Genomic DNA, 23,641 nt, shown 5'->3' on the forward strand with positions numbered 1-23,641 from the left:
CAACGCCGGCACCCCCGTAGCCGTATCCGCCACGTCCTCCAGCCCCGCCATTGGCCGAACCGCCATTGTTGGTGGCGACGTTGCCGATGCCCGACACGCTGATGTTGGTGACGGTGCCGTCCAGCTTGGAGACGGCAATCGCCTTGCTGGTGTTGAAGGAATTGGTGAAGGTTGCCGTTGCCGTGCCGCCGTTGTTGGCCGCAGCGGTGCCATAGCCATCGGCGTTGACCCAGCCGCTGTTGTCGCGGTTGCTGCCCTGGCTTTGGTTGTTGTGCTGATTCGAGTTGTCGGTTGCCGTGGTGGTTGTGGTGGTTGCCGTGCTCGTCGTCGTGTCTGTGCTCGTATTGGTTCTGGTGATGGTCGACGTGTTGGTTTGGGTCTTGTCACCCGCGCCAGACGCCGTATTCCCGATATCGGCCAATGCAACGCCAGAGACCCCCAATCCCATGGCGATCGCGGTGGCCAGTAAGGTCTTCTTCATAACGCACTCCATAAAGGTGAGAGGGACGGCTGGAAACGCAGCCAGTCAGGCCGGCGCGCTCTGCCTGTGGGAACAACATGACCCACCCCGGGGCGGCTCGTTTGCATAATCGGTGCCAACTTCCGGGTCCGCCCGACACCGCGGTTCTAAGCAATTGAAAACGCAAAAGTTTCACCGGCACGCGCGCACATAAGCGCGGGCCGTGCCGCGCAATCGTGTCGAGATGTGCAACGTTTGAGGGGTTGTTTGGGCCCTTCCGGTTGCAGCGCCGATACAACGCCATGGAACGCACGGCGGCCATGGCATGCATGACCTTCGCGCCAAGACGCAAACCACACGGACGGATGGGCGCAGCGCCGGTGTTTGAGACAGGCGATTGGCTGGGTGTTTCAGGCGTGATACATCGGCGCATCGGCGCTCACATTGCATGAGCGGCAGCCCTGCGCCGACAGAGCATCCCGTGGCGCACGTTGCGTCGGGTTGCGTGTCTCGACGACGTTTGTATCGCGAGCTGGGGGCCTCTTGCGGCCGCTCGGCTGCGAGCGCCCCCTATCAGCAAGACGCATGCGGGAAACGTGTCTCGGTTTTTACCTCGCGGCTTGCCCCGGGCAGGCAAACAAAATTGCGCGCGGCAAGCATCGTCATGGCAACGAAAAGCCGCGCGCAACCGGTTCGCATTTCAACTGCGAAACTGCGAGCTCGCTTCAGGCCGTGGCGGCCACCGTCAGCTTGAGCTCTTCGATCATGCGATCGCGCATGACGAACTTCTGCACCTTGCCCGTCACCGTCATCGGCATCTCGGTGACGAAGCGGATGTAGCGCGGAATCTTGTAGTGCGCGATCTGGCCCTGGCAGAACGTACGGATTTCGTCTTCCGTGGCCTGCTGGCCGGGCTTGAGGACGATCCACGCGCAGACCTCTTCGCCGTACTTCGGGTCGGGCACGCCAAACACGTTGACGGCCTGCACCTTCGGATGCCGGAAGAGGAATTCTTCGATCTCGCGCGGGTAAACGTTCTCGCCACCGCGGATCAGCATGTCCTTCACGCGGCCGACGATGTTGCAGTAGCCCTCGGCATCGAACGTTGCCAGATCGCCCGTGCGCATCCAGCCGTCGTGGATGGCGTCGGCGGTCTTGGCCTCGTCGTCCCAGTAGCCGAGCATGACCGAATAGCCCTTGGTGCACAGCTCGCCCTTCTCGCCCACCGGCACCACCTCGCCCGCACCGTCCACGAGCTTGACCTGCAGATGCGGCTGGATGCGGCCGACCGTGGTCACGCGCTTGTCGAGCGGATCGGTCACGGCGCTCTGGAAGGAGACGGGACTCGTTTCCGTCATGCCGTATGCGATGGTGACCTCGCGCAGGTTCAGCTCCGACACGACGCGCTTCATCACCTCGATGGGGCACGGCGATCCGGCCATGATGCCGCCGCGCAGGGTGGATACGTCAAAGCTCTTGAAGTCCGGATGTTCGAGCTGCGCGATGAACATGGTCGGCACGCCGTGCAGTTGCGTGCAGCGCTCTTCCGCCACCGTGCGCAGCGTGGCCAGCGGATCGAATGCTTCGCCCGGGAACACCATGCACGCGCCCGTGGCCGTGCAGGTCAGCACCGACATGACCATGCCGAAGCAGTGATACAGCGGCACCGGAATGCACAGCCGATCGCCGCCCCGCAGGTTCATCGCCATGGCAACGAAGCGCGCGTTGTTGACGACGTTCACATGCGTCAGCGTGGCGCCCTTCGGCGCGCCTGTCGTGCCGCTGGTGAACTGGATGTTGATGGCGTCGTCAGGCGACAGCGTGGCCGTGATGGCATCGAGCGCATCAACGGGTACGCTTTTTCCGCGCGCAATCACCTCGGCAAAGTTGAGCATGCCGGGCGTATTGGCCTCGCCCATGCGGATGACCCAGCGCAGCGCCGGCAGCTTGGCGGCATTCAATGCGCCGGGCTGCGCGGTCGCCAGCTCGGGCGCGAGCGTCTGCAGCATTTCCAGGTAGCGCGAAGTCTTGAACGCTTCGGCCGCCACGATGGCCTTGCAGCCGACCTTGTTGAGCGCGTATTCCAGCTCTGAAAGCCGATACGCAGGGTTGATGTTGACGAGGATGAGCCCCAGGCGCGCCGTCGCGAATTGCGTGAGCACCCATTCGACGCGGTTGGGCGACCAGATGCCGATGCGATCTCCCCGCTCCAGTCCCAGCGCGTGCAGGCCGGCGGCCAGCGCGTCGACCTGTTCGGCAAAGGCGCGCCACGTCCAGCGCACGTTCTGCTCGCGGAACACGACCGCCTCGTCGTCGGGGCAGCGGCCCACGGTATCCGCCAGCAACGCCGAGACCGTGACATGTGCGAGCGGTACCGACGTATCGCCCACCACATACGACACACCGTTGCGCGGTCGCGCGTCGAAAACCTCACCAGCCATGGATGTCTCCTCCAATCAACGTTGGCCTTTTTGGGGCCTTGTTCTGAATGATTTGTAACCACTGCTTCAAACGCAATTTGACGCAGGTTGACGTATTTGGCAATCCGTTGCCCGACGAACAATGACGCGGAACAATTGCTGCGCTGCAGCAGCAAAAATCGGTGGGCGTCGTCTTCAACGCGCTAACATGCCGGCCTGATGTTTTGCGCTTTCTTGCTCGTAGGGAATGACGATGATCGTAGTAGTGATGGGTGTTTCGGGTTGCGGCAAATCCACGGTGGGCCAGAAGATCGCCGAGCGGCTGGGCTGCGCTTTCCGTGATGGCGACGAGTTCCACTCCGAGGCCAACCGCGCCAAGATGCACGCCGGCATTCCCCTGAACGACGACGACCGCAAGCCCTGGCTCGAATCCATCCGCGCCTACATGGACGAGAAGACAAGCAACGGGCAATCGCTGGTGGTGGCGTGCTCAGCGCTGAAGCAGCGCTACCGCGACGTGCTGCGCGGCCCCGCCGGCAACGCTGAATTCGTCTATCTGAAGGGCGATTTCGATCTGCTGCAAGGCCGCCTTGCTGCACGGAAAGACCACTTCTTCAACCCGAACCTGCTGCGCAGCCAGTTCGACGCACTGGAAGAGCCGACCGACGCCGTCGTCGTCGACATCGCGCTGCCGCCCGAAGCCATCGTCGACGAGGCTGTCGCGCAACTGCAGGCACGCGCCGCGCACCGCCCGGCCGCCTGAACCTGCCCGATCAGCGCTAGCTGCGCGTAAGTTGCTGCAACACGGCCTGCACCTCGCCGTTGCACACGCGGCTCATGCGCTCCTGCTCACGCGGCGTATCGATCTGCTCGTGCGCCTGCAAGCCCAGTTCGATCAGCGATTGCGCACGCGGCAGCCAATGGCGCGTGAGCGCTGCCTGCAAATCGGCGGCAATGCGGTCCGGGTCTCCAAAGTAGAGCCGGCCGCCGTATTCGCTCTCGATCTCCTTGCGGATGACCTCGGCAGCGTGCGGCAGCACGGCGCGGTTGACGGCCACATGCCGCAATTCGTGCTCGCGGATGGCGTTGTACGCGCACGTGCCCGGCGCAAATTCGCGCGCGACGGTCACCCGAAAATTGTTCAGCACCAGCTCCACCGAAATGGACGGCCGCAGGCAGGTCGTGGCCGGCTGCGTGGCGATCGCCATGTATCGGCTCGTCACGTCGAAGCGCGCCAGCAGCGTCGCATACGTCTTGCCCAGCACGCGCGCTGAGCGATCGTACGGTGGCGCTTCGGCAGTGAGCTGCTCGACCGAGCGGTCGTTGGAAAAGGACAGCGGCGTTTCGGTGGCACGCACCTCCACGCGCATCGGGCCCAACGCCTGGTCGCACGCCTTGAGCCAGTGCGATTTGTTGGCATTGAAGGCGTGGGCGCCCGTTGTTCCGGTCGCGGCCGCGACGTTTTCGATCGGCGCAAAGCGCACATCCGCCAGCCTCAGCCGATGCAGCCGACTCCACTGCCAGGCACGGCCGCCACGGCCAGCACCACACCCAATACCACCACCCGACGCATGCTGGGCTCCCCGTTTGCGCATCCCGACCGGGCTACGCAGGGGCGCCGGTTGGGTCATGCCGGTGTCAGTTCCACCGGTTCTCGGTTCTCATGCTGGGCGGCAACCAGTCGCCTGATCTGCTCGCCCGATCGTTTGAGCGCTACGCGCGCCTCTGGAAGGAAAGGATAGAAGATCGGCCACACGTGCGGAAGCCGCCGCCCCATTTCTACCGAAACGGATACCCCGGCCGCCCGCGCGCGCTCGGCCATTCGGAGGGTGTCGTCGCGCAGCACTTCGCTCGTGCTGACATAGCAGTGCAGCGTGGGCAAGCCCGTGAAATCGGCATACAGCGGCGAGGCGAGCGGATGGTCGGTCGGCGCGCCCGAATCACCCAGGTACAACGCGGCCCCGTGCGCCATCCATGCGCCGCGAAACATCACGTCGGATTCATCGTTGTCGATCAGGCTCTGGCCGGTGGCGGCAAGATCCGTCCACGGCGAATACAGCACCGCGCCCGCCGGCAGCGGGTCCGCCGCATCGCGCAAGGCCACGAGCAACGCCAACGCCAGTCCGCCGCCAGCGGAATCGCCCGCCACGACAATGCGCGATGGCGCCACGCCCTGGGCGAGCAGGGTGCGATACGTCGACAGCGCATCTTCCACCGGGGCTGGAAAGGGATGTTCAGGTGCCAACCGGTAGTCCGGCACGCACACACGCGCCCGCGCATGCGTGGCGAGCCCAATGGTGATCGGGCGATGGGTGCGCGGGCTGCAGAAAAAGTAGCCGCCGCCATGCAGGTAAAGCACGACCGGCGCGTCGTCGTGCAGGTCCGGATCGGCGGGTTCGATCCATTCGCCGGTGAGGCCATCGCCGTGGGCTCCAATGGCCGGCACGATGCGCCAGTCCGGCGGCAGCTCCACCGGCAAAGGCATCTTGCGCTTCTCGGCATGCAGGCGCGTGGCGATGGGATCGAAGGGCTCCCGCTCGGTCGGCTTCTTGACCTGGTTGCGCACCATTCGTGAGACGACCCAGTTCTGCCAGCTCATCGGGCAACCCTCCGCTGCAAAACCCCAGCCTAGCGAGGAAGCACTGCCCAGACAATCGGTTCCCGCCCTGTTTTGGCGCGAGTGTCCCCATCGGGCAACGCCCGGACGGCTTGGCCCTTACTTGCCCCGGCATGACCAACAATCTATAAATTTATATATTATTGGAATCTAGATTGTCTTCCGCCCTGCGACCTTTTTTCCCATGTCGATCGACTTTGCACATTTCACTCCCGGCGCTGCCCTCGTCGGCGGCCTGATCATCGGGCTGGCGGCAGCCGTGCTGGTGCTGGGCGCAGGCCGCATTGCCGGCATCAGCGGCATCGTCGGTGGGCTGCTGCTGCGCCCGCGCGGCGATATGGACTGGCGCATCGCCTTCCTGATCGGCTTGATGGGCGCACCGGTGATTGCCGCGCTGCTTGGTCACCCCGTGGTTCCGGAAATCGCCGGAGGTTGGGGCGAGGTGTTGGCGGCCGGGTTCCTGGTCGGCATCGGAACGCGCTACGCAGGCGGCTGCACCAGCGGCCACGGCGTGTGCGGGTTGTCGCGCGGCTCGGTGCGCTCGCTGGTGGCCACGCTCACCTTCATGACGGCCGGCATCGTGACCGTCTTCGTGGTGCGCCACGTGGTCGGAGGCTGACATGGCCATCGTGATCGCGCTCGTTGCGGGCCTACTGTTTGGCGCGGGGCTCATCGTGTCGGGCATGGCCAATCCAGCCAAGGTGCTCGGCTTTCTGGATCTGTTCGGTCAATGGGACCCTTCATTGGCGTTCGTGATGGCCGGAGCCATTGCCGTCGGCACGATCGCCTTTTTTGTGGCGCGGCGGCGCGGTCGCTCGTGGCTGGGCACGCTGATCCAATTGCCGTCAGCCACTGGCGTGACGACGCGGCTCGTGCTCGGCAGCGCCGTCTTCGGCATCGGCTGGGGGCTGGCAGGTTTCTGCCCGGGGCCGGCATTGGTGGCGCTGGGCGCGGGCGTGCCAAAGGCTGTCGGCTTTGTCGCCGCCATGCTGGTGGGCATGGCCGTCTTCACGTGGCTGCAACGCAAGCGCTAGCCAGGCGGCACTGCCGCATATCAACCACAACAAACCTACAGGGGACAACATGACGCTCCGCACACTCGGCGCTGCATTGGCGCTGGCCATCGGCACATCCGCCTTCGCACAAACAACGCCGGCGACGCTGCCGGTACCGGACGAAGCCACCATCCCCGCCGGCCCCATGGGCGACGCCATCAAGCGCGGCAAGCTGATCCTCACCGACACCAAGCGCCAGCTGCCGCACAACGTCGGCAACGGCCTGAACTGCACGAGCTGCCACCTCAATGGCGGCACGACGCCCTACGCATCACCATGGGTGGGGCTGACTGCCGCGTTTCCGGAGTACCGCTCACGCAGCGGCGCAGTCATCTCGCTGCAGCAGCGCGTGAATGATTGCTTCCAGCGCTCGATGAACGGCAAGCCCATCGCCTTCGACGGCGAAGACATGAACGCCATCCTCGCCTACATGAAATGGCTCTCCAGCGGCGTGCCCGTGGGCACCAACGTCACGGGGCGCGGCTTTGAAAAGATCGACACCGCGCTCGCCCCGAACCGCGACAACGGCAAAGCGATCTACGCCCAGCGCTGCGCCGCCTGCCATGGCGTCGAGGGCCAGGGGCTGCCCAACCCGCAAGGCGGCTACCTGATGCCGCCGCTATGGGGCAAGGATTCGTTCAACGTAGGCGCGGGCATGGCCCGCATGTACACCGCCGCGGCCTTCGTGAAGCACAACATGCCGCTGGGTCAGGGCGGCACGCTGACCGCGCAGGAGGCCGTGGACGTGGCAGCCTTCTTTACCCAGCAGCCCCGCCCCGACTATGCCGCGCGCGCCAAGGACTGGCCCAAGGGCGACAAGCCCAAAGACGCGCGCTGAGCGCCGCCCGATTCAAAAACAAAAAGCCTGCGACGCAACCGCCGCAGGCTTTTTGCTTTCGCACTTCGGGGCGCTGAACGCCCTCGCAGTGCTTTCCCCGTTCAATCCTGATCAGTTGACCTTCAGCTGACCGCCGCGGCCCAGGCCGCCCTTGACGTCTTGCGCCTTGTAGCTGCGCAGGGCGACGACCATCTTGTTCCATGCGTCGATGAAGGCGACCACCGTGGCCTTGCCTTCCGGCGTCGCCGAGAAGCCTGCCAGGCCACCGCCCACGCCACCGCCAAAACCGGCCAGCACGGCGCCGTAGTTCGTCGCGGTCGAGCTGCCTTCGGCGGCGGCGATCTGCACGGCCGAGCGCACGTCGAACAGGGTCAGCGTCACGACCGAAGCCTTCGACTTCACGCTGCCGGCCAGCGCGGCGATGGCGCTGTTGCCGAGCAGGCCGCCCACGGCACCTGCCACCCCGCCGATCGGCGAGTCGTTGATGATGATCTGCGGCTCCATGTAGTAATCAGCCGCCACGCGCTGGCCCTTCTGCTGCTTCGAGCCGGCGCGGTATTCGCCGGAGTTGCGCTGCAGATCGGTGATGCGCGACAGGCGCGCGTCCGTCTTCTGGTTGCCGATCGACGTGATCACGAAGCAGTTCGATTGCTGCACGGCCATGCGCAGCAGCGGATCGATCGTCGTCACCTTGGTGGCGCTGCCGAACTGGCCGTACCAGTCGGCGTTGCGGCCGTCATCCATGGCGATGGTGCCCAGCGGCGAGGCGCAGCGCTCGAGCGTCGGATCTGCGCCCACGCTCGAGCCGCCGGCCGCAGCGCCGCTCACGCCAGCGTTCTGGCCGCCCGGAGTGACCATGCCGCCACCAGCGCAGGCGGTCAGGGAAGCGGTGATCAGTGCTACGCCTGCGGCCTTGGCAGTGCGGCTGAGAAGATTGGTGTTCATATTGTTGTGTGGCTCACATTGAGTCGATGTTCGGCTTATGCGTCCTGCGACTCAATAAGCCCCCCTTGATCAGGCGTGCGAGGTGTGCAACAGGCTTTCCCCCTCCCCGAACTGCCTTGAAACGCTTTGAAACGGATGACTGCGGCGTCTGCTCAATACCAGTACCAGCTCGTCTGACGCCAGACGCCGAGGTACGGATAGCCCGAATACCAATAGCCGTAATAGGTGCTGCGCCATTGCGCGCGCCACTTGTAGTCGTCTTCGTCGGATTTCTTGGCGGCGCGGGCTTGCTCAAGCAGCTTCTTCGATTCCTTGTCGCCGCGGCTCACGGCAATCGAGAGCCATTTTTCGGCTTCGCGCGGGTCGGAGCCCATCTCTTCCAGCCCGAACAGGTAGAACGCGCCGAGCGCCTTCTGCGCCTGCAGGTTGCCGTGCTCGGCCGCCTCGCGCATCCAGTTCAGTGCCTGGTAGCTGTCCTGGCGGACGCCGTCGCCGCGGAAATAGCGCAGACCCAGGTCGTAGGCGGCCTTCGGCTCTCGCTTGGCAACTTCCTTGAGGGCGGTCATGCGCGGATCTTCGTCGGGGATATTCGCCTGGTCAAACGACACCTGGGCTTTCGGCCGATCGGCACAGCCGCGGTCGTCGCATACCCGCACCACATCGCTGGGCGGCTGCGGCTGGGCACACGCGGCCAGCAGTGACACGACCCCCAACATCAGCAAACGATTCCGCATTCGCCTGACCCTCTTTTTATTGTTGCTGTTGATTGGAGAGAAAGTCCGTTGAGCGCCTGGCGAGTGCCGGTCGTTTTTTGCGATCCCGTTCGCAAAACCGGCGCCGCCAGATCGGCCGCACAATGCTTTCCCTTCCGCGTCCCCGCACGGTTTGCGGGCACATGATATAGATCGGTCTACTTTAGCGGGAAGCCGGCGCCGTTGTGTTATCAAAGCGTAAAGCTGACATGGCAACAACACTTTGCGGCCAATCGGGTTCGGGGCAGATCCCCAAGGTCGCAACAAAGCGCCGATGCTAAGATGCGGCACAGCAATCAAGAGAGGTGGCAATGCGCGCAAGCAAGCGCCAACAGGTGGTGGACAAGGCCGGCGAGCTGTTTTCCCAGCACGGCTTTCACCCCGTGGGCGTCGATTGGATCATCGATGAGTCGGGCGTTGCTCGTATGACGCTGTACCGCCACTTCGCCGGCAAGGAAGATCTGATCAAGGAAGTGCTGGAGCAGCGCTATACGTTCGTCATGGGCAGCATTGCAGAGAAGCTCAGCCCCATGCCCGACGCCACCGCCCGCCTCAAGGGCATCTTCGACTGGTACGGCACGTGGTTCCGCACCCCCGAGTTTGCGGGCTGCCTGTTCGAACGCGCGCTGGCGGAGTTTGGCGCCACCTGCCCCAAGGTGACCGACGTGGCGGTGCGCTACCGCGACGATCTGCTCGCCATGATGGAAACGCTGCTCAAGGATGTGGTGCCCGCCAAGACGGCACGGCAACTTGCGGGGGTCTACGTGATGCTGCTGTCGGGCGCCACGGCCGACGCCCGCGCGATCGGCGATCCGTCCGCCGCGTCGCAAGCCTGGCACGCCGCCGAAACCCTGCTGAACCAGGCCAGGGCCGCCACGGAAGCGGTCTGATCCCGCCGCGCAAGCTACCAACCGCGCTGCACCCGACGCGCAATCATCGACGGCAACCGCAGCATGCCCTCCGCCGTCAGGCGCAGATGCATCCCGAAGAGCAGGACGTTGTCCCGCAGATACCGGAAATGCGACACCCCGCCCTCGTGCGCACGGAAGTAGCGCACCGGCGCCGCCAGCCGGATCGGGCGCACGCCCGCCCAACATAGGCGTACCGCCGCTTCCGGATCGAAATCGAAACCGCGCATCCATGTGTGCCGACGCATGATCTCCGCGAGCGGCGCTATCGGATAGACGCGAAAGCCGAACAACGTATCGCCAATACCGGCCCACAGGGTCTCAATGTCTGCGCAGCCATTGGAGAGGCGCCGGCCGTGCACGCGAATCTGCGGCGCCGTCGCGTCGAACACCGGTTGGCCGAGGATCATCGCGTCGGGCGCAGCCTGCGAAGCGGCCATGAATTCGGGGATGAGGTCTGCGGGATGCTGGCCATCGGCGTCCATGGTCAGCACGTAGGAAAAGCCTGCCGAGGCAGCGGCTTCCAGCCCGGCCAGCACGGCCACGCCTTTGCCGCGATTGCGCGGCAGCACGATCACGCGCAGCCCCGGGTCTTGCGCGGCCATGGCCTGCAGGCGTTCGGTGCTGCCGTCGGTGCTGCCGTCTGCCACGACCCAGACAGGGTTCCACTGCGCACGCGCGCTGCGTACGGTGTCGTCAACCTTGGGGCCAGGGTTGTAGCTGGGAATCAGAACGAGGTGCGTGGTGGAAGCGCCGGTCATCGGCATGGCGTCGGTCCGGCCAAACGTTGAAAGCGGAATGCGTCGGGCGCTGGCGCGAGCCTATCGCGTGCGGTGCGCTGCCACGTAGGCCGCGAGCGAGCCCAGCGAGGCGAAGATCTTCTGGTTGTCGGGATCGCCCGAGCGCAGCTCGAAGCCGTATTTCTTGGAGATCAGCAGCGCAACTTCGAGGATATCGATGGAATCGAGCCCGAACCCTTCGCCATACAGCGGTGTGTCGGCGGTCAGGGCATCGAGTTGAATGTCTTCGAGATTCAGTTCGCCGATCATGAGCGCGGCGAGCTCTTTTTCCAGGTCGTTCATCGGTCTTGCAACCACAGGCGGCATGCGGTGGGGATTGCGGCAGAGCCAACGACGATCTCCTTGCCCGAAGCCCCTGCCTTGTCCAGCCCAGCCTGTGAAAGGGGGTCGTTTAAGCTAGGCGGATTCTAGACGAAGGGTCACACCCCGTATAGCGCGAAACCGTGACAAAGACCGCATATCGCGACGATGACAGGAAGTGACGCAAACGATTCAACGGCTTGTCTGGCACCGCAAAGCGGGAAGGGGCACCGAGGAAGGCTCTGTCAAGCGCCGTACATCCGGTTACAAACACATCGCCAAGGGATCGGGCAAGACAGGCCCGCGGCCCTAGAATGTGCCCGCCCCATGATCGATTTGCCCGCTCACTGACAACCATGCAGTGCCACTCCTGCCACCTCGTCCCGCCATGCACCCACTGACCAGCTTTGCGCGCGGCGCTGCCGGCGTGGGCGCCGTGGTGGCGTATCAGGTCGGCGCGCATTACGCAGCGGCCACGCCGGGCGCGCATGGCGTGGGCCTTGCGATGGCACTGGTGCCGCCGTTGGCAGTTGCGCTGGTGGCAGCCGCACGTTCCACGCATCGCACATGGCTGGTGCCGCTGTGGCTGCTCGTCTGTGCAGTGCTGTGGATGGTGCGCGCGCCGCTGGCCATGCATTTCGACTGGGGCCTGTACGCAGAACATGCAAGCTTCAACCTGATGATGGCCTACGTGTTCGGCCGCACGCTGGTGGCGGGGCGCGAGCCGCTGTGCACGCGCTTTGCCCACATCGTGCACGGCACGCTCACGCCGCGCATTGCGCGCTACTCGCGGCAGGTCACGCTCGCATGGACGCTGTTCTTCCTCGCAACCGCGGCCGTGTCCACCGTCTTGTTTGCCACGGCATCGACCGTAACGTGGTCGACGTTCGCGAACTACCTTTCGCTGCCGTTGGTGGGCGTGATGTTCGTGGCGGAATACCTCTGCCGCCGCATCGTGCTGCGCGGCGAGCCGCGCTCCAGCCTGTTCGATGCGGTACGCGCCTATCGGCAATCGCAGCAATCGGGGCACGCCACACCCATCGCCACAGAGCGGTCCCGCTGAACCCACACGCCTCAAGATTTGCTTCATGCCGACTTACCCGCTGGTCTCCCATTCAACGCTCGACCACCCGCTCGCTTGGCGTGACGGCGCGCCCGTTTCAGCGCGCACGTTCCTGGCCGACGTGATGGCGCTGGCCCCGATGCTGCCGCCCGGCGGCCACGTGTTCAACGCCTGCGCAGACCGCTACCGCTTTGCCGTCGGCCTGTGCGCGACGCTGGTGGCAGGCAAGGTCAGCCTGCTGCCGCCCATGCAGACGCCGCAGATGGTGCGTCAGCTCTCCGCGTTCGCCCCGGAGGTGTTCTGCCTGCACGACGCGGCTGCATGCCCCGTCGACCTGCCAGGCTTCCGTTATCCCGACGCGTTAACCGGCGACGCATCGCCCATCGACGTGCCGCAGATCGACGCGTCACAGGTCATGGCGGTGTTGTTCACGTCCGGATCCACCGGTACGCCGGTGCCGCATCGCAAGACGTGGGGCGCGCTGGTGCGCTGCATGCGCACGGCAGTCGACCACCTCGGCCTGAGCGACGGGCGCGCTTTCACGCTGGTCGGCACCGTGCCGGCGCAGCATATGTACGGCTTTGAGGTGACGGTGCTGCTGGCCCTGCAGGGCGGCTTGGCGTTCAGCAACCGGCAGCCGTTCTATCCGGCGGACATTCGGGAGGCGCTGGAAGCCGTACCGCAGCCGCGCGTGCTGGTGACCTCGACGGTGCATCTGCGGGCATTGCTAGCATCGGAGCCTGCGTTGCCGAGCGCATCGCTCGTGCTGTCGGCGACTGCGCCGCTGTCGGAAGCGCTGGCGCGGGAGGCCGAGACGCGCCTGTCCGCGCCGCTCCTGGAGATTTACGGCAGCACCGAAACCGGCCAGATTGCAACGCGCCGCACCGCACAGCAAACCGCGTGGCGCCTGTACCCCGACGTCCGCATGGAGTCGCGCCCCGGCACGCCGGAAGACGACGGCCCGGCCGTGTGGGTCTACGGCGGACACGTCGAAGCCGCGGTGCCGATGGGAGATGTAATCGAGCTGATCGACGAGACGCACTTTCTGCTGCACGGGCGCAAGGCGGACTTGATCAACATTGCCGGCAAGCGGTCGTCGCTGGCGTATCTGAACCACCAGCTCAATGCGATTCCGGGTGTGGAGGATGGCGTGTTCTACATGCCGGACGATACGCCCGCCGCCCCACGCACGCACGGCGGCGCGGCAGTCACGCGCCTCGTGGCGCTGGTTGTAGCGCCGGGGCTGAGCGCAGCGGATGTACTGCGCGCGCTGCACGACCGCATCGATGCAGCATTTCTACCGCGCCCGCTGCTGCTGGTGGACGCGCTGCCCCGCAACGAGACCGGCAAACTGCCCCGCGATGCGCTGGCCGCGCTGGTCGCACAGCATTCGAATCGCAGCCCAGACAAGCCCGCCATGCGCTTCACCATTCCCGCTGATCACCCGGCGCTGCCGGGACATTTTCCCGGTCACCCGATCGTGCCGGGGGTGGTGCTGCTCGACCATGCGCTCCACACGATCGGTGCGGCGCTGGGCCGCTCGTTGGATGCTTGCAAGATCAGCTCAGCCAAGTTTCTCAGCCCTGCGGCGCCCGGGGAATGGCTCGACCTCGCGTTCGAAACGACGGCGAGCAATGCCGTGCGCTTCACCATCCGCGCGGGCGAGCGCGAAGTGGCCAGCGGCGTGCTGTCCGCATCGGCGCCGGAGGGCGTTGCCGCATGAAGCGCACCGACTGGGCCGAGCGTCCGGAGCGCAGCAACCTCGCGCTGCTGCGGGTGATGACGTGGCTGTCTCTTCGGCTGGGGCGGCCGTTTGGCCGCGTCCTGCTGTGGCTGATTGCGATGTATTTCGTCGCAGCGTCGCCGCAGGCGCGGCGTGCTTCGCGTGACTATCTGCAGCGCGCGCTCGGGCGGCCGGCCACGCTGCGTGAGGTGTTCCGCCACATGTTCACCTTCGCCACGACCATCCATGACCGCATCTACCTGATCAGCGGCCGCTTCGATCTGTTCGACATCCGGTTGCAGGGCCAGCACCACGTGCACGACGTGCTGGCGCAGGGGCGCGGCGCGTTCCTGCTCGGCGCGCACCTGGGCAGCTTCGAGGTGGTGCGGGCGCTCGGCCGCACGGTGCCGGACCTGCGCGTGGCCGTCGCCATGTACGAAGAGAACGCACGCAACATCAACGCCGCGGTTGCCGCCATCAACCCGGCGGCGGCGCCGGAGGTCATTCCGCTGGGCCGGGTAGACGCCATGCTGCAAGTGCGCGAAGCGCTGGATGACAACCGGCTCGTCGGCATGCTGGCCGATCGCACGCTGCTGCGCGACGCGGGGCCGTCCGTTCAGCAGATGGATTTTCTCGGCAGCCCTGCAGCGTTTCCGGTGGGGCCGTTGCACATGGCGGCCATGCTGAAGCGCCCCGTGCTGTTCATGACGGGGCTGCACCTCGGCGGCAACCGCTACGCCGTACATTTCGATCCGTTGGCGGACTTCACCGATGTGCGCCGCGAAGACCGCGCCGCCGCCGTGCAAGCCGCCCTCGCCCGCTATGTGGAACGCGTTGAACACTACTGCCGCATCGCGCCCTACAACTGGTTCAATTACTTCGACTTCTGGCAGGATGCCGACGCCGCCGGCGCGCAGGATCACGCCCCGGCCGAGCGCCAGACCACCCCAACGCCATGACTGCAACGCGCCTATTCCCCCGCGCCTTCCTGGCCATGCTCGCAGCCAGCCTGTTGGCCGCGACCGCCCACGCCGCAGATACCGCCTGGACGCTCGACCGACTGATGTCGACCCTCGCACGCAACAAGTCGGGGCGCGCGACGTTCACGGAAACAAAGACGCTCTCGATCGCAGCGCAGCCCATCGAATCCTCCGGCGAGCTGGTGTTCGTCGCGCCCGATCATCTGGAAAAGCGCACCCTGGCGCCGAAGCCCGAGCACCTCGTGATTGACGGCGACAAGCTGACCGTCGAGCGCAACCAGCGCAAGTTCACGATGCCGCTGTCGCAGTACCCCGAGCTGGGCGCCTTTATCGAGAGCATCCGCGCGACGCTGGCCGGTAACCGCTACGCGCTCGAAGCGATCTACAAGGTCGCCATCGCAGGCCACGGCGATGACTGGACGCTCACGCTTTCGCCGCTCGACGCACGCATGCAGAAGGTCGTCAGCACCATCACGCTGGAAGGCACGCGCGACGTGCTGCGCAGCGTCGCCATCCGCCAGGCCGACGGCGATCATTCGCTGATGCGCCTGCAACGCGTGCCCGGCAACTGAGGACGGCGCGCACATGAAACGCTTGCACGCCCTGCGTCGGCCTGCGGTGCTGGTCTGGTTGACCGGCCTGCTGCTGTGCGCGGTCGTGATCGGACGTACCAGCTTTACGGCGGACTTGTCGGCGTTTCTGCCGCGATCGCCGAGTGCGGAGCAGCGTGTGCTGGTCGACCAATTGCGCGAGGGGCTGGTGTCGCGGCTCATCCTCGTCGGCATCGAGGGCGGCGACGCGGTCACGCGCGCAACGCTGTCAAAGCAGCTGGCCGCCACGCTGCGTGCCGACGCACGGTTCAGTGCCGTCAATAACGGCGAGCCCGTGAGCGAGGCCCGCGACCGGCAGTTCGTCTTCGACCACCGCTACGTGCTCAGCCCGGCTGTCACGCCACAGCGCTTTTCCACCGAAGGCCTGCACGCGGCGCTGGGCGAAAGTCTGGACCTGCTCAGTTCATCGGCCGGGCTCGTCGCCAAGAACATGCTGCCGCGCGATCCGACCGGCGAGGTGGCGGCGCTCGTCGGCCAACTCGACAACACGGCGCTGCCGTCGTCGATGCATGGCGTGTGGGCATCGCGCGATGGCCAGCGCGCCGTGCTGGTCGTGCAGACAGCTGCGGCCGGCTCCGACACCGATGCGCAGGCACAGGCCATCGATACCGTGCGCCGCGCATTCGAGGCGGCCGCCCGCACCGTGCCGAACGCGACGTCAACGCGCATCGTGATGACGGGCCCGGGCGTGTTCTCCGTGGAGTCACGCGACACCATCAAGCGCGACGTCGAGCGGCTTTCCACGGTGAGCCTCTTGCTGGTGGTGGCACTGCTGCTAACGGTGTACCGCTCGCCGCGCACGGTGGCGCTGGGCTTGCTGCCCGTGCTGTCCGGCGTGGCGGCAGGCGTGGCGGCCGTCAGCCTGACGTTCGGCGCGGTGCACGGGCTCACGCTCGGGTTCGGCACCACGCTCATCGGCGAGGCGGTCGACTATTCGATCTACCTGTTTGTGCAATCGGCCCGTCTGCACGGCGCCACCGCAAATGACAGCCTGCGCGCGTGGATTGCCACGTACTGGCCGACCATTCGCCTGGGTGTGCTGACCTCGGTGTGCGGCTTTGCGTCGATGCTGTTCTCAGGGTTTCCGGGGCTTGTGCAGTTGGGGCTGTATTCGATTGTGGGATTGGTGACGGCCGCGCTCGTGACGCGTTACGTGTTGCCGCATCTGCGTGGTGCAGAAGTAGCGACGCGTGATGTCTCGCGCGTGGGCACGTGGCTGACGCGAGCGACGTCTGCCGCACCGCGCCTGCGCTGGCTGTTGGCGGCGGCGCTCATCGGCGCATGTACGGCGCTTGTGTTGCACCGCGATGGCTTGTGGAGCCGCGAACTCGCCGCGCTGAGCCCCGTGCCCGCGAAGAGCCAGGCGCTCGACGCCAGCCTGCGCGCAGACGTGGGTGCGCCCGATGTGCGCTATCTGGTGGTGATTCCGGCTGCAACGGAACAGGCGGCGCTGGAAGGCGCCGAGAAGATCTCCGCGCAACTGCAACCGCTGGTAGACAACGGCGTGCTCGCCGGCTTCGAAAATCCCGCGCGTTATCTGCCGAGCGATGCCACGCAGCAAGCGCGCCTTGCAAGCCTGCCCCCCGCCGATGCGCTGGCCGCCCGCATGCGCAACGCCGTTGAAGACCAGCCGATCCGCGTGAAGCCCGATCTCTTCGCGCCGTTCATCGCCGATGTGGAGGCGGCACGCACGCAGCCCCTTTTGCGGCGTGCAGACCTGAAGGGCACGTCGATGGCATTGGCGGTGGACGCACTGCTGACCGAGCGCGCCGGCCAATGGAGCGCCATGCTGCCACTGCGTGCACCAGCGGCCGCGCCGGCCACGGCAAATAACGCCACAAATCGTCCCAGCCTGGACGCCGCCCCGATTCGCTCGGCCGTCGCACAAGCGAACGTGCCCGGCGCGCTCTTCGTCGACATGAAGGTTGAAGCCGATCGGCTGTACATGGATTACGTGCGGGAAGACCTTCGCCTGTCGCTCGCGGGTTTTGCGGCAATCGCGTTGCTGCTGCTCGTGGCGCTGCGCTCACCGCAGCGGACACTCCGGGCGTTGGCGCCCTTGGTGGCGGCCGTCCTGGTGGTGACGGCCGGGTTTGCGCTGGCACGCGTGCCGCTGACCATCCTGCATCTGGTCGGCATGCTGCTGATCGTGGCCGTGGGCTCGAACTACGCGCTGTTCTTCAATCAACGCACGCAGGCCATTGCGCCGCAAACGCTGGTATCACTGCTGGTGGCCAATCTGGCGACGGTGGCCGGCTTCGGCCTGCTGGCGTTTTCCCGCGTGCCGATGCTCGAAACCTTCGGGCTGACCGTCGGCCCGGGCGCCATGCTTGCGCTGGTGTTTGCCGCCATCCTTGCGCCACGCGCCCATCACGATCAGCACGCCGCCGCATGAACGCACCGACCACCTCACCGCTTGGCACGGCCCGTCGCTGGAAGCCGAGCCCGCTAATCAACGGCGCCCTGGCACTGCACGCCGGTGCGGCCGTTGCCGTCGCAGCCGACCCATCGACGTGGCCGTGGGCGGGCGGTGGCGTCGTCGCCTCGCATCTGGTGCTGATGGCCGGTGGTCTGTGGCCGCGCAGCCGCTGGCTGGGCCCGAACTGGACGCATCTGCCCGCCACGGCGGGGCGGCAGATCGCGTTGACCATCGACGACGGCCCTGACCCCGATGTCACGCCGCGCGTGCTGGACATGCTTGACCAATACGGCGCCAAGGCCACCTTCTTCTGCATCGGCGAATTGGCGCAGCGGCACCCGCGCTGCGTCGAGGCCATCGTCGCGCGCGGGCACGCGGTGGAAAACCACAGTCAGCGCCATCGGCACACGTTCTCGCTGCAGGGGCCGGGCGCGTTGCGGCGCGAGATTGCCGCCGCACAGGACACGCTCACGCAGATCACCGGCACGCGCCCGCTGTTCTTCCGCGCGCCGGCCGGACTGCGCAATCCGTTTCTGGAGCCCGTGCTGTGTCAGCTTGGCCTGCAACTGGCGAGCTGGACGCGCCGCGGCTTCGACACCCGCTCGCGCAACGCCGAAGCCATTGCCCACCGCCTGCTGCACGGTCTCGCGCCACGAGACATCCTGCTGCTCCACGACGGCCACGCGGCGCGCGATGCACACGGCGCGCCCGTTTTGCTGGCCGTGTTGCCGAAGGTGCTGGAAGCCGCTGCGCGCGCGCAATTGCAGTGGACAACGTTGCGCGCTGCCCTCCCGGCTCAGCCCGCGCAGACCACCCGCCCGCAAATGGCCATTTGATAAAATTTGTTAAGAATCGGCGCGCCAGTCTGCCGGACCATCCCACCCCACCATCGCCGCGACATCCTGCCCGTGAAGCCCGTCCTGCTCACGCATTTCACCGCCACGAGCTGCCTCGGACGTGGCCTTGACGCCACGCTCGACGCGTTGCGCGGCCAACGTGGCGGCCTCACGCCGTGCACCTTTCCGCGCGCCGATCTCGACACGTGGATCGGCGAAGTGCCCGGAGCCGATGCCGCGCCGGTACGTGCAGATCTGGCCGATTTCGATTGCCGCAACAACAGGCTCGCCCAGATCGGCCTCACACAGGACGGTTTTGCCGAAGGCGTTGAAGCCGCCAAGGCGCGCCATGGTGCCGCGCGCGTCGGCGTATTCATCGGCACCAGCACGTCGGGCATTCTCGAAACCGAACGCGCCTATCAGCAGCGCGATCCGCAAACGGGCGCGCTGCCGGCGAGTTTTCACTACGCGCAGACGCACAACATCTATTCGCCCGCCGCCTTTGTGCGTGCGTACTTTGGGCTGCGCGGGCCGGCCATGGTGATTTCGTCGGCGTGCTCGTCGGGCGCCAAGGTCTTTGCCTCGGCGCGGCGCATGCTGGCGGCGGGCCTGATCGATGCGGCGGTGGTCGGCGGTGTCGATTCGCTGTGCCTGACCGCGCTGTACGGTTTCAACTCGCTTGAGCTGCTGTCGCGGCAACCTTGCCGACCGTACGATGCGGCGCGGGACGGCATCTCCATCGGCGAGGCCGCAGCCTTTGCGCTGCTGGAGCGCGCACCCGACGCCAACGGCGCGCTGGACGACGACGCCATCCTGCTGCTCGGCATTGGCGAATCGAGCGATGCGCATCACATGTCGTCGCCGCATCCCGAAGGATTGGGCGCCCGCGCGGCCATGGCGCAAGCGCTCGCCACCAGCGGCCTGAGCGCAACGGACATCGATTACATCAACCTGCACGGCACCGGCACGCCCAGCAATGACGCTGCGGAGGCGCGGGCCATCCAGGCGCTGTTCGACGGCACGGCGTGCAGTTCGACCAAGGGCGCGACCGGCCACACGCTGGGCGCGGCGGGAGCGTTGGAAGCCGTGATTACGGCGCTGGCGCTGCGCCATCAATTTCTGCCCGCCGGCATCAACACCACGCAGCCCGACCCGGCGTTGAACGTCAACTACCTGACAACCAGCCGCGACGCGCCTGTTCGCGCGGCACTCAGCAATGCGTTTGGCTTTGGCGGCACGAATTGCAGCCTGGTCTTTGCCCGCGCAGGCGATGTGGGGCGAGCGTCATGACGGGCCTGAGCGTCTTCATCGAAAGCATCGGCGTACTGGGCCCCGGGCTGCAGGATTGGCCGCACACGGCTGACGTGCTCGCAGGCCGCGCACCCTACGCACACGCGCCGACGGAATTGCCGCCGCCAGCCGGCCTGCCGTCGGTGGAACGTCGTCGGACGGGGCCGGTAGTGAAACTCGCGCTGGCAGTCGGCCACGAAGCCGTTGCAGCGAGCGGACGCGATGCCGCGACGCTGGCCACGGTCTTCAGCTCGTCTGGCGGCGACGGCCATAACTGCAACGCCATCTGCGAGACCTTGGCAGGCGACGATCGCAAACTGTCGCCCACGCGCTTCCACAACTCCGTGCACAACGCGCCAGCCGGCTACTGGAGCATCGCCACGCACGCGATGGCGCCGTCCAACGTGCTGTGCGCGTACGACGGCAGCTTTGCCGCCGGCCTGCTGGACAGCCTCTGCCAGGTCGCAATTGACGCCACGCCAACGCTGCTGATCGCCTATGACGGCGACTACCCGGAACCGCTGAATGCGGTGCGGCCCGTGCCCGACACGTTTGGAGTGGCGCTGGTGCTCGCGCCCGAAGCCGGCCCGCGCACGCTCGCGCGCATTGACGTTGCGCTGACCGACGCGCCGCCGACGGCGTTGGCACATACCGGCCTGGAAACCCTGTGGCACGGCAACGCCGCAGCCCGCGCGCTGCCACTGCTGGAAGCGTTGGCCGCACGGCGCGCAGGCCGCGTGGTGCTCGAGTATTTGCCCGAGACCCGCGTGCAGATCGACATCACCTTCGGCATGCCATGACGTCAACTGCGCAGCCGGCTCTGCCACTCGACCGCAACTGGATCGCGGCGCGCATTCCGCACAGCGGCGCGATGTGTCTGCTCGACACCGTTGTCGCCTGGGACGATGCGCACATCCATTGCCGCGCCACAAGCCATCGTGACGCCGCCAACCCGCTGCGTTCGCACGGTCAACTGGCTGCCGTCTGCGGCATCGAATACGCCGCTCAGGCGATGGCCGTGCACGGCGCTCTATGCGATGCTGCGCAAGCACGTCCGCGCGCCGGCTTTCTTGCCAGCGTGCGCAGCGTTGAAGCCCACGTATCGCGTCTCGACACCATCGACGCACCGCTCGACATCGAAGCTGAACGCATCGGCGGCGACGGTAACAACGTGCTGTACCGATTCACCGTGCGCAGTGGCGCACGCATCCTGTTGACCGGCCGCGCCGCCGTGGTGCTCGACGCGTCCGTTGCATGAACCTGTTTGTGAGGATTCCCGCCGTGAAAGGTCGTCTGCTTTTGATCCCTGCGCTGCTGCTGGCGCTGCTCAGTCCCCTGGCCCATGCCGACTTGTCAGAGACCAAGGAAAACATCAAGCAGGACACAAAGGAAGCGGCCCGCAAGACCGGGCATGCCGCGAAGGAAGCCGGGCATGCGACGGCCAACGCCGCGCGTACGGTTGGCCATGGCGTGAAGAATGCGGCGCATGCGACCAAATGCGGCGTGAAGCATCTCTTCAAGAAGCCATGTGAGAGCGACTAGAACGCCGCAACCCTGCACACTGAAGGCCAACAAAAAAACCCGGCGTCCTTGGCGGACTGCCGGGTTTTTTGTTGGGTGCCGAGAGGGACTTAGAACGGAATATCGTCGTCCATATCCTCAAAGCCATTCGACGGTGCCGGTTGACGACGTGCACCGCCGCCCTGGCCGCCACCTTCACCGCCGCGGGAGTAGCCACCGCCTTGGCCTTGACCTTGGCTGCGGCCACCGCCGTAACCACCGCCACCGCCGCCTTCACCGCCACGCGAGTAGCCGCCACCGCCACCACCGCTGCCGCCGCCCTCACCACCGCGGCCGCCGAGCATCTGCATCTGGTCTGCGACGATCTCGGTGCTGTATTGCTTCTGGCCGTCCTTTTCCCATTGACGGGTCTTGAGACGACCTTCGATGTAGACCGACGAACCCTTCTTCAGGTATTCGCCCGCAATTTCAGCGAGACGGCCGAAGAAGGCGATGCGGTGCCACTCGGTGGCTTCCTTCATTTCGCCGCTGGCCTTGTCCTTGTAGCGGTCGGTGGTGGCCACGCGAATGTTGGTGACCGCGTCGCCGCTGGGCATGTAGCGCGTTTCCGGATCGGCACCGAGATTGCCGACGATGATGACTTTGTTGACGGACGCCATGATGAGTTTCCGAAGGTAATTGAAGGGATGCCGCCGTAAAGGGCTAACGAAAAAAAGCCGACTGAAAGTGTAGCGCTGAATGCCGCCCTAGTGCCGACGCAACGCCGGCATCTGCATGGGGCTGGCGATTATAAGCCAGGCAAAAGCCAGTGCGGCGCAGGATAGGAATACAGCATGCTGCCCCGCGTGCAGCAGAATCCAGCCGCCGCCCGCACCGCCCGCAAACAGGCCCAGCGCCTGCGTCGTGTTGTACACGCCCATGGCCGCGCCCTTGCGTACGCCCGGCGCGTATTTCGACACCAGCGACGGTTGCGACGCCTCCAGCACGTTGAAGCCGAGGAAGTAGACCAGCAGCGCAATCGCCAGCGCGGCGAGCGTCGGATTCACTTCGCCCAGAGCCAGCTGCGCCACCATCACCAGCGCCACGGCAGACAGCAACACCGCCTTCATCTTGCCGCGCTTCTCGGCGGCAATGATGGCCGGCACCATCAGCACGAACGACACGCCCATCACCGGCAGGTAGATCTTCCAGTGCGAATCCACCGGCAGGCCGGCGGCTTCCAGCATGTGCGGCAGCACGACGAACAACGCCGTCTGCGTGGCGTGCAGGGCGAACACGCCAAAGTTCAGGCGCAGCAGTTCAGGGTTGCGCAGGACTTCTCGGAACGGCGCTTTCACATGCTCGGGCGGACGCGGCGGGTTGGGCACCACCCACAGCACCACGCCGATGGCGACGATGGCCAGCACGCCAATCGCCGTAAACATGCCCGGCATGCCAACCCAGCGGAAGATGACCGGCGCACTCACGATGGCGACGGCAAACGACAGGCCGATGCTGCCGCCGATCATGGCCATGGCCTTGGTGCGATGCTCCTCGCGCGTGAGGTCGGCCACGAAGGCGATCACCGCCGACGAGATCGCGCCTGCGCCCTGGATGGCCCGCCCGACGGCAATGCCCGCCACGCTGTGCGAAAACGCCGCCACCAGGCTGCCCACCGCAAAAATCACCAGCCCCGTCACGATGACGGGCTTGCGTCCGAAGCGATCCGACAGCCAGCCGTACGGGATATAGAGCACCGCCTGCGTGAGGCCGTATACGCCGATGGCGAAGGCGACGAGCTGGGTGTTGTTGCCGTCGGGCAGCGTTTTCGCAAACACCGCGAAGACCGGCATGATCATGAACAGACCCAACATGCGCAGCGCGAAGATGCCGGCCAGCGAGGCGGCCGCGCGCAGCTCAAGGCCGTTCATGCGGCCGGAGGCGGAAGTCATGGATGGGGAAGCGGAGGACATGGTGCGGAAACCGCCGCGAAAACCAGGAAGAAAAAGCGGCGACAAGAACACTTGAACGGTCTCACGGATTGCCCCATCTGGGGGCAGATACCAGCAAAACCGAAGTTCGGTATATTAGCAGGCTTACCCTTTTCCACCCCTCCGCCGATTG

23 protein-coding genes and 2 pseudogenes are annotated in these 23,641 nt (G+C 66.0%); 15 read left to right on the forward strand and 10 right to left on the reverse strand.

Annotation, left to right across the window (positions count from 1 at the left end):
- Both FUT88_RS17995 and FUT88_RS18000 read right to left on the reverse strand, forming a co-directional pair.
- A pseudogene (locus FUT88_RS17995) lies at positions 1 to 481 on the reverse strand (hypothetical protein); the annotation flags it as partial.
- Positions 482 to 1,185: 704 nt separating this feature from the next.
- Positions 1,186 to 2,901: an AMP-binding protein gene (locus tag FUT88_RS18000; protein ID WP_147217148.1), complete on the reverse strand. Its 1,716-nt coding sequence runs from the start codon at positions 2,899 to 2,901 to the stop codon at positions 1,186 to 1,188.
- Between the two features lie 232 nt (positions 2,902 to 3,133).
- Here FUT88_RS18000 and FUT88_RS18005 point away from each other — a divergent pair, with 232 nt between their 5' ends.
- Positions 3,134 to 3,643 (forward strand): gluconokinase, encoded by a 510-nt coding sequence (locus FUT88_RS18005; RefSeq protein WP_147217236.1) that lies wholly within the window; start codon positions 3,134 to 3,136, stop codon positions 3,641 to 3,643.
- A gap of 16 nt (positions 3,644 to 3,659) precedes the next feature.
- On the opposite strand, the pseudogene FUT88_RS18010 reads toward FUT88_RS18005, so the two are convergent.
- Positions 3,660 to 4,453 (reverse strand): annotated as a pseudogene (locus FUT88_RS18010) (hypothetical protein).
- 54 nt (positions 4,454 to 4,507) lie between these two features.
- On the reverse strand, positions 4,508 to 5,479 hold the full coding sequence (locus FUT88_RS18015; protein WP_147217149.1) for an alpha/beta hydrolase: 972 nt from the start codon (positions 5,477 to 5,479) through the stop codon (positions 4,508 to 4,510).
- A 202-nt stretch (positions 5,480 to 5,681) separates the two neighbouring features.
- Here FUT88_RS18015 and FUT88_RS18020 point away from each other — a divergent pair, with 202 nt between their 5' ends.
- From FUT88_RS18020 to FUT88_RS18030, 3 genes are read left to right on the forward strand one after another with little or no spacing between them, the layout of a single operon-like run.
- The gene (locus FUT88_RS18020) at positions 5,682 to 6,116 is read left to right on the forward strand and encodes a YeeE/YedE family protein (RefSeq protein WP_147217151.1); all 435 of its coding nucleotides are present in this window, start codon (positions 5,682 to 5,684) and stop codon (positions 6,114 to 6,116) included.
- Between the two features lies 1 nt (position 6,117).
- Positions 6,118 to 6,531 (forward strand): DUF6691 family protein, encoded by a 414-nt coding sequence (locus tag FUT88_RS18025; RefSeq protein WP_147217153.1) that lies wholly within the window; start codon positions 6,118 to 6,120, stop codon positions 6,529 to 6,531.
- A gap of 49 nt (positions 6,532 to 6,580) precedes the next feature.
- A complete protein-coding gene (locus FUT88_RS18030; protein WP_147217155.1) occupies positions 6,581 to 7,390 on the forward strand; it encodes a c-type cytochrome in 810 nt (269 codons plus the stop codon).
- Positions 7,391 to 7,501: 111 nt separating this feature from the next.
- On the opposite strand, the gene FUT88_RS18035 is transcribed toward FUT88_RS18030, so the two are convergent.
- Positions 7,502 to 8,335 (reverse strand): hypothetical protein, encoded by an 834-nt coding sequence (locus tag FUT88_RS18035; RefSeq protein ID WP_147217157.1) that lies wholly within the window; start codon positions 8,333 to 8,335, stop codon positions 7,502 to 7,504.
- A gap of 152 nt (positions 8,336 to 8,487) precedes the next feature.
- Positions 8,488 to 9,069, reverse strand: coding sequence for a tetratricopeptide repeat protein (locus FUT88_RS18040; protein WP_147217159.1), 582 nt, complete (start codon positions 9,067 to 9,069; stop codon positions 8,488 to 8,490).
- Between the two features lie 329 nt (positions 9,070 to 9,398).
- Between FUT88_RS18040 and FUT88_RS18045 the strand changes: the two genes are divergently transcribed.
- The gene (locus FUT88_RS18045; RefSeq protein ID WP_147217161.1) at positions 9,399 to 9,977 is read left to right on the forward strand and encodes a TetR/AcrR family transcriptional regulator; all 579 of its coding nucleotides are present in this window, start codon (positions 9,399 to 9,401) and stop codon (positions 9,975 to 9,977) included.
- A 14-nt stretch (positions 9,978 to 9,991) separates the two neighbouring features.
- Here the strand turns inward: FUT88_RS18045 and FUT88_RS18050 are convergent, their stop codons facing one another.
- Together FUT88_RS18050 and FUT88_RS18055 are read right to left on the reverse strand one after the other, a co-directional pair.
- Positions 9,992 to 10,762, reverse strand: coding sequence for a glycosyltransferase family 2 protein (locus FUT88_RS18050; protein WP_147217163.1), 771 nt, complete (start codon positions 10,760 to 10,762; stop codon positions 9,992 to 9,994).
- Positions 10,763 to 10,816: 54 nt separating this feature from the next.
- Positions 10,817 to 11,077: a phosphopantetheine-binding protein gene (locus FUT88_RS18055; RefSeq protein WP_147217165.1), complete on the reverse strand. Its 261-nt coding sequence runs from the start codon at positions 11,075 to 11,077 to the stop codon at positions 10,817 to 10,819.
- Between the two features lie 406 nt (positions 11,078 to 11,483).
- Between FUT88_RS18055 and FUT88_RS18060 the strand changes: the two genes are divergently transcribed.
- The 10 genes from FUT88_RS18060 to FUT88_RS18105 all read left to right on the forward strand — a co-directional run bounded on the left by FUT88_RS18060 (position 11,484) and on the right by FUT88_RS18105 (position 21,559).
- Entirely contained in the window at positions 11,484 to 12,158 is a 675-nt protein-coding gene (locus FUT88_RS18060; RefSeq protein WP_147217166.1) for a hypothetical protein, read from the forward strand.
- A gap of 25 nt (positions 12,159 to 12,183) precedes the next feature.
- A complete protein-coding gene (locus FUT88_RS18065) occupies positions 12,184 to 13,881 on the forward strand; it encodes an AMP-binding protein (RefSeq protein WP_147217168.1) in 1,698 nt (565 codons plus the stop codon).
- Entirely contained in the window at positions 13,878 to 14,840 is a 963-nt protein-coding gene (locus FUT88_RS18070) for an acyl-CoA synthetase (protein ID WP_147217170.1), read from the forward strand. Before FUT88_RS18065 ends, FUT88_RS18070 begins: the two co-directional genes overlap by 4 nt.
- Positions 14,837 to 15,433: an outer membrane lipoprotein carrier protein LolA gene (locus tag FUT88_RS18075; RefSeq protein WP_147217172.1), complete on the forward strand. Its 597-nt coding sequence runs from the start codon at positions 14,837 to 14,839 to the stop codon at positions 15,431 to 15,433. The genes FUT88_RS18070 and FUT88_RS18075 overlap by 4 nt, the downstream gene beginning before the upstream one ends.
- A gap of 13 nt (positions 15,434 to 15,446) precedes the next feature.
- Positions 15,447 to 17,867 (forward strand): MMPL family transporter, encoded by a 2,421-nt coding sequence (locus FUT88_RS18080; protein ID WP_147217174.1) that lies wholly within the window; start codon positions 15,447 to 15,449, stop codon positions 17,865 to 17,867.
- Complete coding sequence (locus FUT88_RS18085; protein WP_147217176.1) at positions 17,864 to 18,727, forward strand: polysaccharide deacetylase family protein; 864 nt, start codon at positions 17,864 to 17,866, stop codon at positions 18,725 to 18,727. The genes FUT88_RS18080 and FUT88_RS18085 overlap by 4 nt, the downstream gene beginning before the upstream one ends.
- A 72-nt stretch (positions 18,728 to 18,799) precedes the next feature.
- Positions 18,800 to 20,017: a beta-ketoacyl-[acyl-carrier-protein] synthase family protein gene (locus FUT88_RS18090; RefSeq protein ID WP_147217178.1), complete on the forward strand. Its 1,218-nt coding sequence runs from the start codon at positions 18,800 to 18,802 to the stop codon at positions 20,015 to 20,017.
- Entirely contained in the window at positions 20,014 to 20,817 is an 804-nt protein-coding gene (locus FUT88_RS18095) for a beta-ketoacyl synthase chain length factor (protein ID WP_147217180.1), read from the forward strand. Before FUT88_RS18090 ends, FUT88_RS18095 begins: the two co-directional genes overlap by 4 nt.
- A complete protein-coding gene (locus FUT88_RS18100) occupies positions 20,814 to 21,275 on the forward strand; it encodes a hotdog family protein (RefSeq protein WP_147217182.1) in 462 nt (153 codons plus the stop codon). Before FUT88_RS18095 ends, FUT88_RS18100 begins: the two co-directional genes overlap by 4 nt.
- Before the next feature lie 23 nt (positions 21,276 to 21,298).
- Positions 21,299 to 21,559 carry a hypothetical protein gene (locus FUT88_RS18105; protein WP_147217238.1) on the forward strand — a complete coding sequence of 87 codons (261 nt, stop codon included), beginning with the start codon at positions 21,299 to 21,301 and terminating at the stop codon, positions 21,557 to 21,559.
- 89 nt (positions 21,560 to 21,648) lie between these two features.
- On the opposite strand, the gene FUT88_RS18110 is transcribed toward FUT88_RS18105, so the two are convergent.
- Positions 21,649 to 22,197, reverse strand: a complete 549-nt coding sequence (locus FUT88_RS18110; protein WP_147217184.1) for a single-stranded DNA-binding protein — start codon at positions 22,195 to 22,197, stop codon at positions 21,649 to 21,651.
- 87 nt (positions 22,198 to 22,284) lie between these two features.
- A complete protein-coding gene (locus FUT88_RS18115; RefSeq protein ID WP_186829331.1) occupies positions 22,285 to 23,448 on the reverse strand; it encodes an MFS transporter in 1,164 nt (387 codons plus the stop codon).
- Between the last annotated feature and the right edge of the window lie 193 nt (positions 23,449 to 23,641).

It is taken from the genome of Ralstonia sp. TCR112 (genome assembly GCF_007997035.1).
GTDB lineage: Bacteria > Pseudomonadota > Gammaproteobacteria > Burkholderiales > Burkholderiaceae > Ralstonia > Ralstonia edaphi.

Excerpts from the sequence above, each read along its gene's own strand:
- FUT88_RS18055 (WP_147217165.1), bottom strand. The coding sequence starts at position 11,077 with ATGAACGACCTGGAAAAAGAGCTCGCCGCGCTCATGATCGGCGAACTG.
- FUT88_RS18050 (WP_147217163.1), bottom strand. The coding sequence starts at position 10,762 with ATGCCGATGACCGGCGCTTCCACCACGCACCTCGTTCTGATTCCCAGC.
- FUT88_RS18025 (WP_147217153.1), top strand. The coding sequence starts at position 6,118 with ATGGCCATCGTGATCGCGCTCGTTGCGGGCCTACTGTTTGGCGCGGGG.
- FUT88_RS18000 (WP_147217148.1), bottom strand. The coding sequence starts at position 2,901 with ATGGCTGGTGAGGTTTTCGACGCGCGACCGCGCAACGGTGTGTCGTAT.
- FUT88_RS18005 (WP_147217236.1), top strand. The coding sequence starts at position 3,134 with ATGATCGTAGTAGTGATGGGTGTTTCGGGTTGCGGCAAATCCACGGTG.
- FUT88_RS18065 (WP_147217168.1), top strand. The coding sequence starts at position 12,184 with ATGCCGACTTACCCGCTGGTCTCCCATTCAACGCTCGACCACCCGCTC.
- FUT88_RS18100 (WP_147217182.1), top strand. The coding sequence starts at position 20,814 with ATGACGTCAACTGCGCAGCCGGCTCTGCCACTCGACCGCAACTGGATC.
- FUT88_RS18035 (WP_147217157.1), bottom strand. The coding sequence starts at position 8,335 with ATGAACACCAATCTTCTCAGCCGCACTGCCAAGGCCGCAGGCGTAGCA.
- FUT88_RS18060 (WP_147217166.1), top strand. The coding sequence starts at position 11,484 with ATGCACCCACTGACCAGCTTTGCGCGCGGCGCTGCCGGCGTGGGCGCC.
- FUT88_RS18085 (WP_147217176.1), top strand. The coding sequence starts at position 17,864 with ATGAACGCACCGACCACCTCACCGCTTGGCACGGCCCGTCGCTGGAAG.
- FUT88_RS18075 (WP_147217172.1), top strand. The coding sequence starts at position 14,837 with ATGACTGCAACGCGCCTATTCCCCCGCGCCTTCCTGGCCATGCTCGCA.
- FUT88_RS18045 (WP_147217161.1), top strand. The coding sequence starts at position 9,399 with ATGCGCGCAAGCAAGCGCCAACAGGTGGTGGACAAGGCCGGCGAGCTG.
- FUT88_RS18080 (WP_147217174.1), top strand. The coding sequence starts at position 15,447 with ATGAAACGCTTGCACGCCCTGCGTCGGCCTGCGGTGCTGGTCTGGTTG.
- FUT88_RS18020 (WP_147217151.1), top strand. The coding sequence starts at position 5,682 with ATGTCGATCGACTTTGCACATTTCACTCCCGGCGCTGCCCTCGTCGGC.
- FUT88_RS18115 (WP_186829331.1), bottom strand. The coding sequence starts at position 23,448 with ATGAACGGCCTTGAGCTGCGCGCGGCCGCCTCGCTGGCCGGCATCTTC.
- FUT88_RS18040 (WP_147217159.1), bottom strand. The coding sequence starts at position 9,069 with ATGCGGAATCGTTTGCTGATGTTGGGGGTCGTGTCACTGCTGGCCGCG.
- FUT88_RS18015 (WP_147217149.1), bottom strand. The coding sequence starts at position 5,479 with ATGAGCTGGCAGAACTGGGTCGTCTCACGAATGGTGCGCAACCAGGTC.
- FUT88_RS18110 (WP_147217184.1), bottom strand. The coding sequence starts at position 22,197 with ATGGCGTCCGTCAACAAAGTCATCATCGTCGGCAATCTCGGTGCCGAT.
- FUT88_RS18070 (WP_147217170.1), top strand. The coding sequence starts at position 13,878 with ATGAAGCGCACCGACTGGGCCGAGCGTCCGGAGCGCAGCAACCTCGCG.
- FUT88_RS18095 (WP_147217180.1), top strand. The coding sequence starts at position 20,014 with ATGACGGGCCTGAGCGTCTTCATCGAAAGCATCGGCGTACTGGGCCCC.
- FUT88_RS18030 (WP_147217155.1), top strand. The coding sequence starts at position 6,581 with ATGACGCTCCGCACACTCGGCGCTGCATTGGCGCTGGCCATCGGCACA.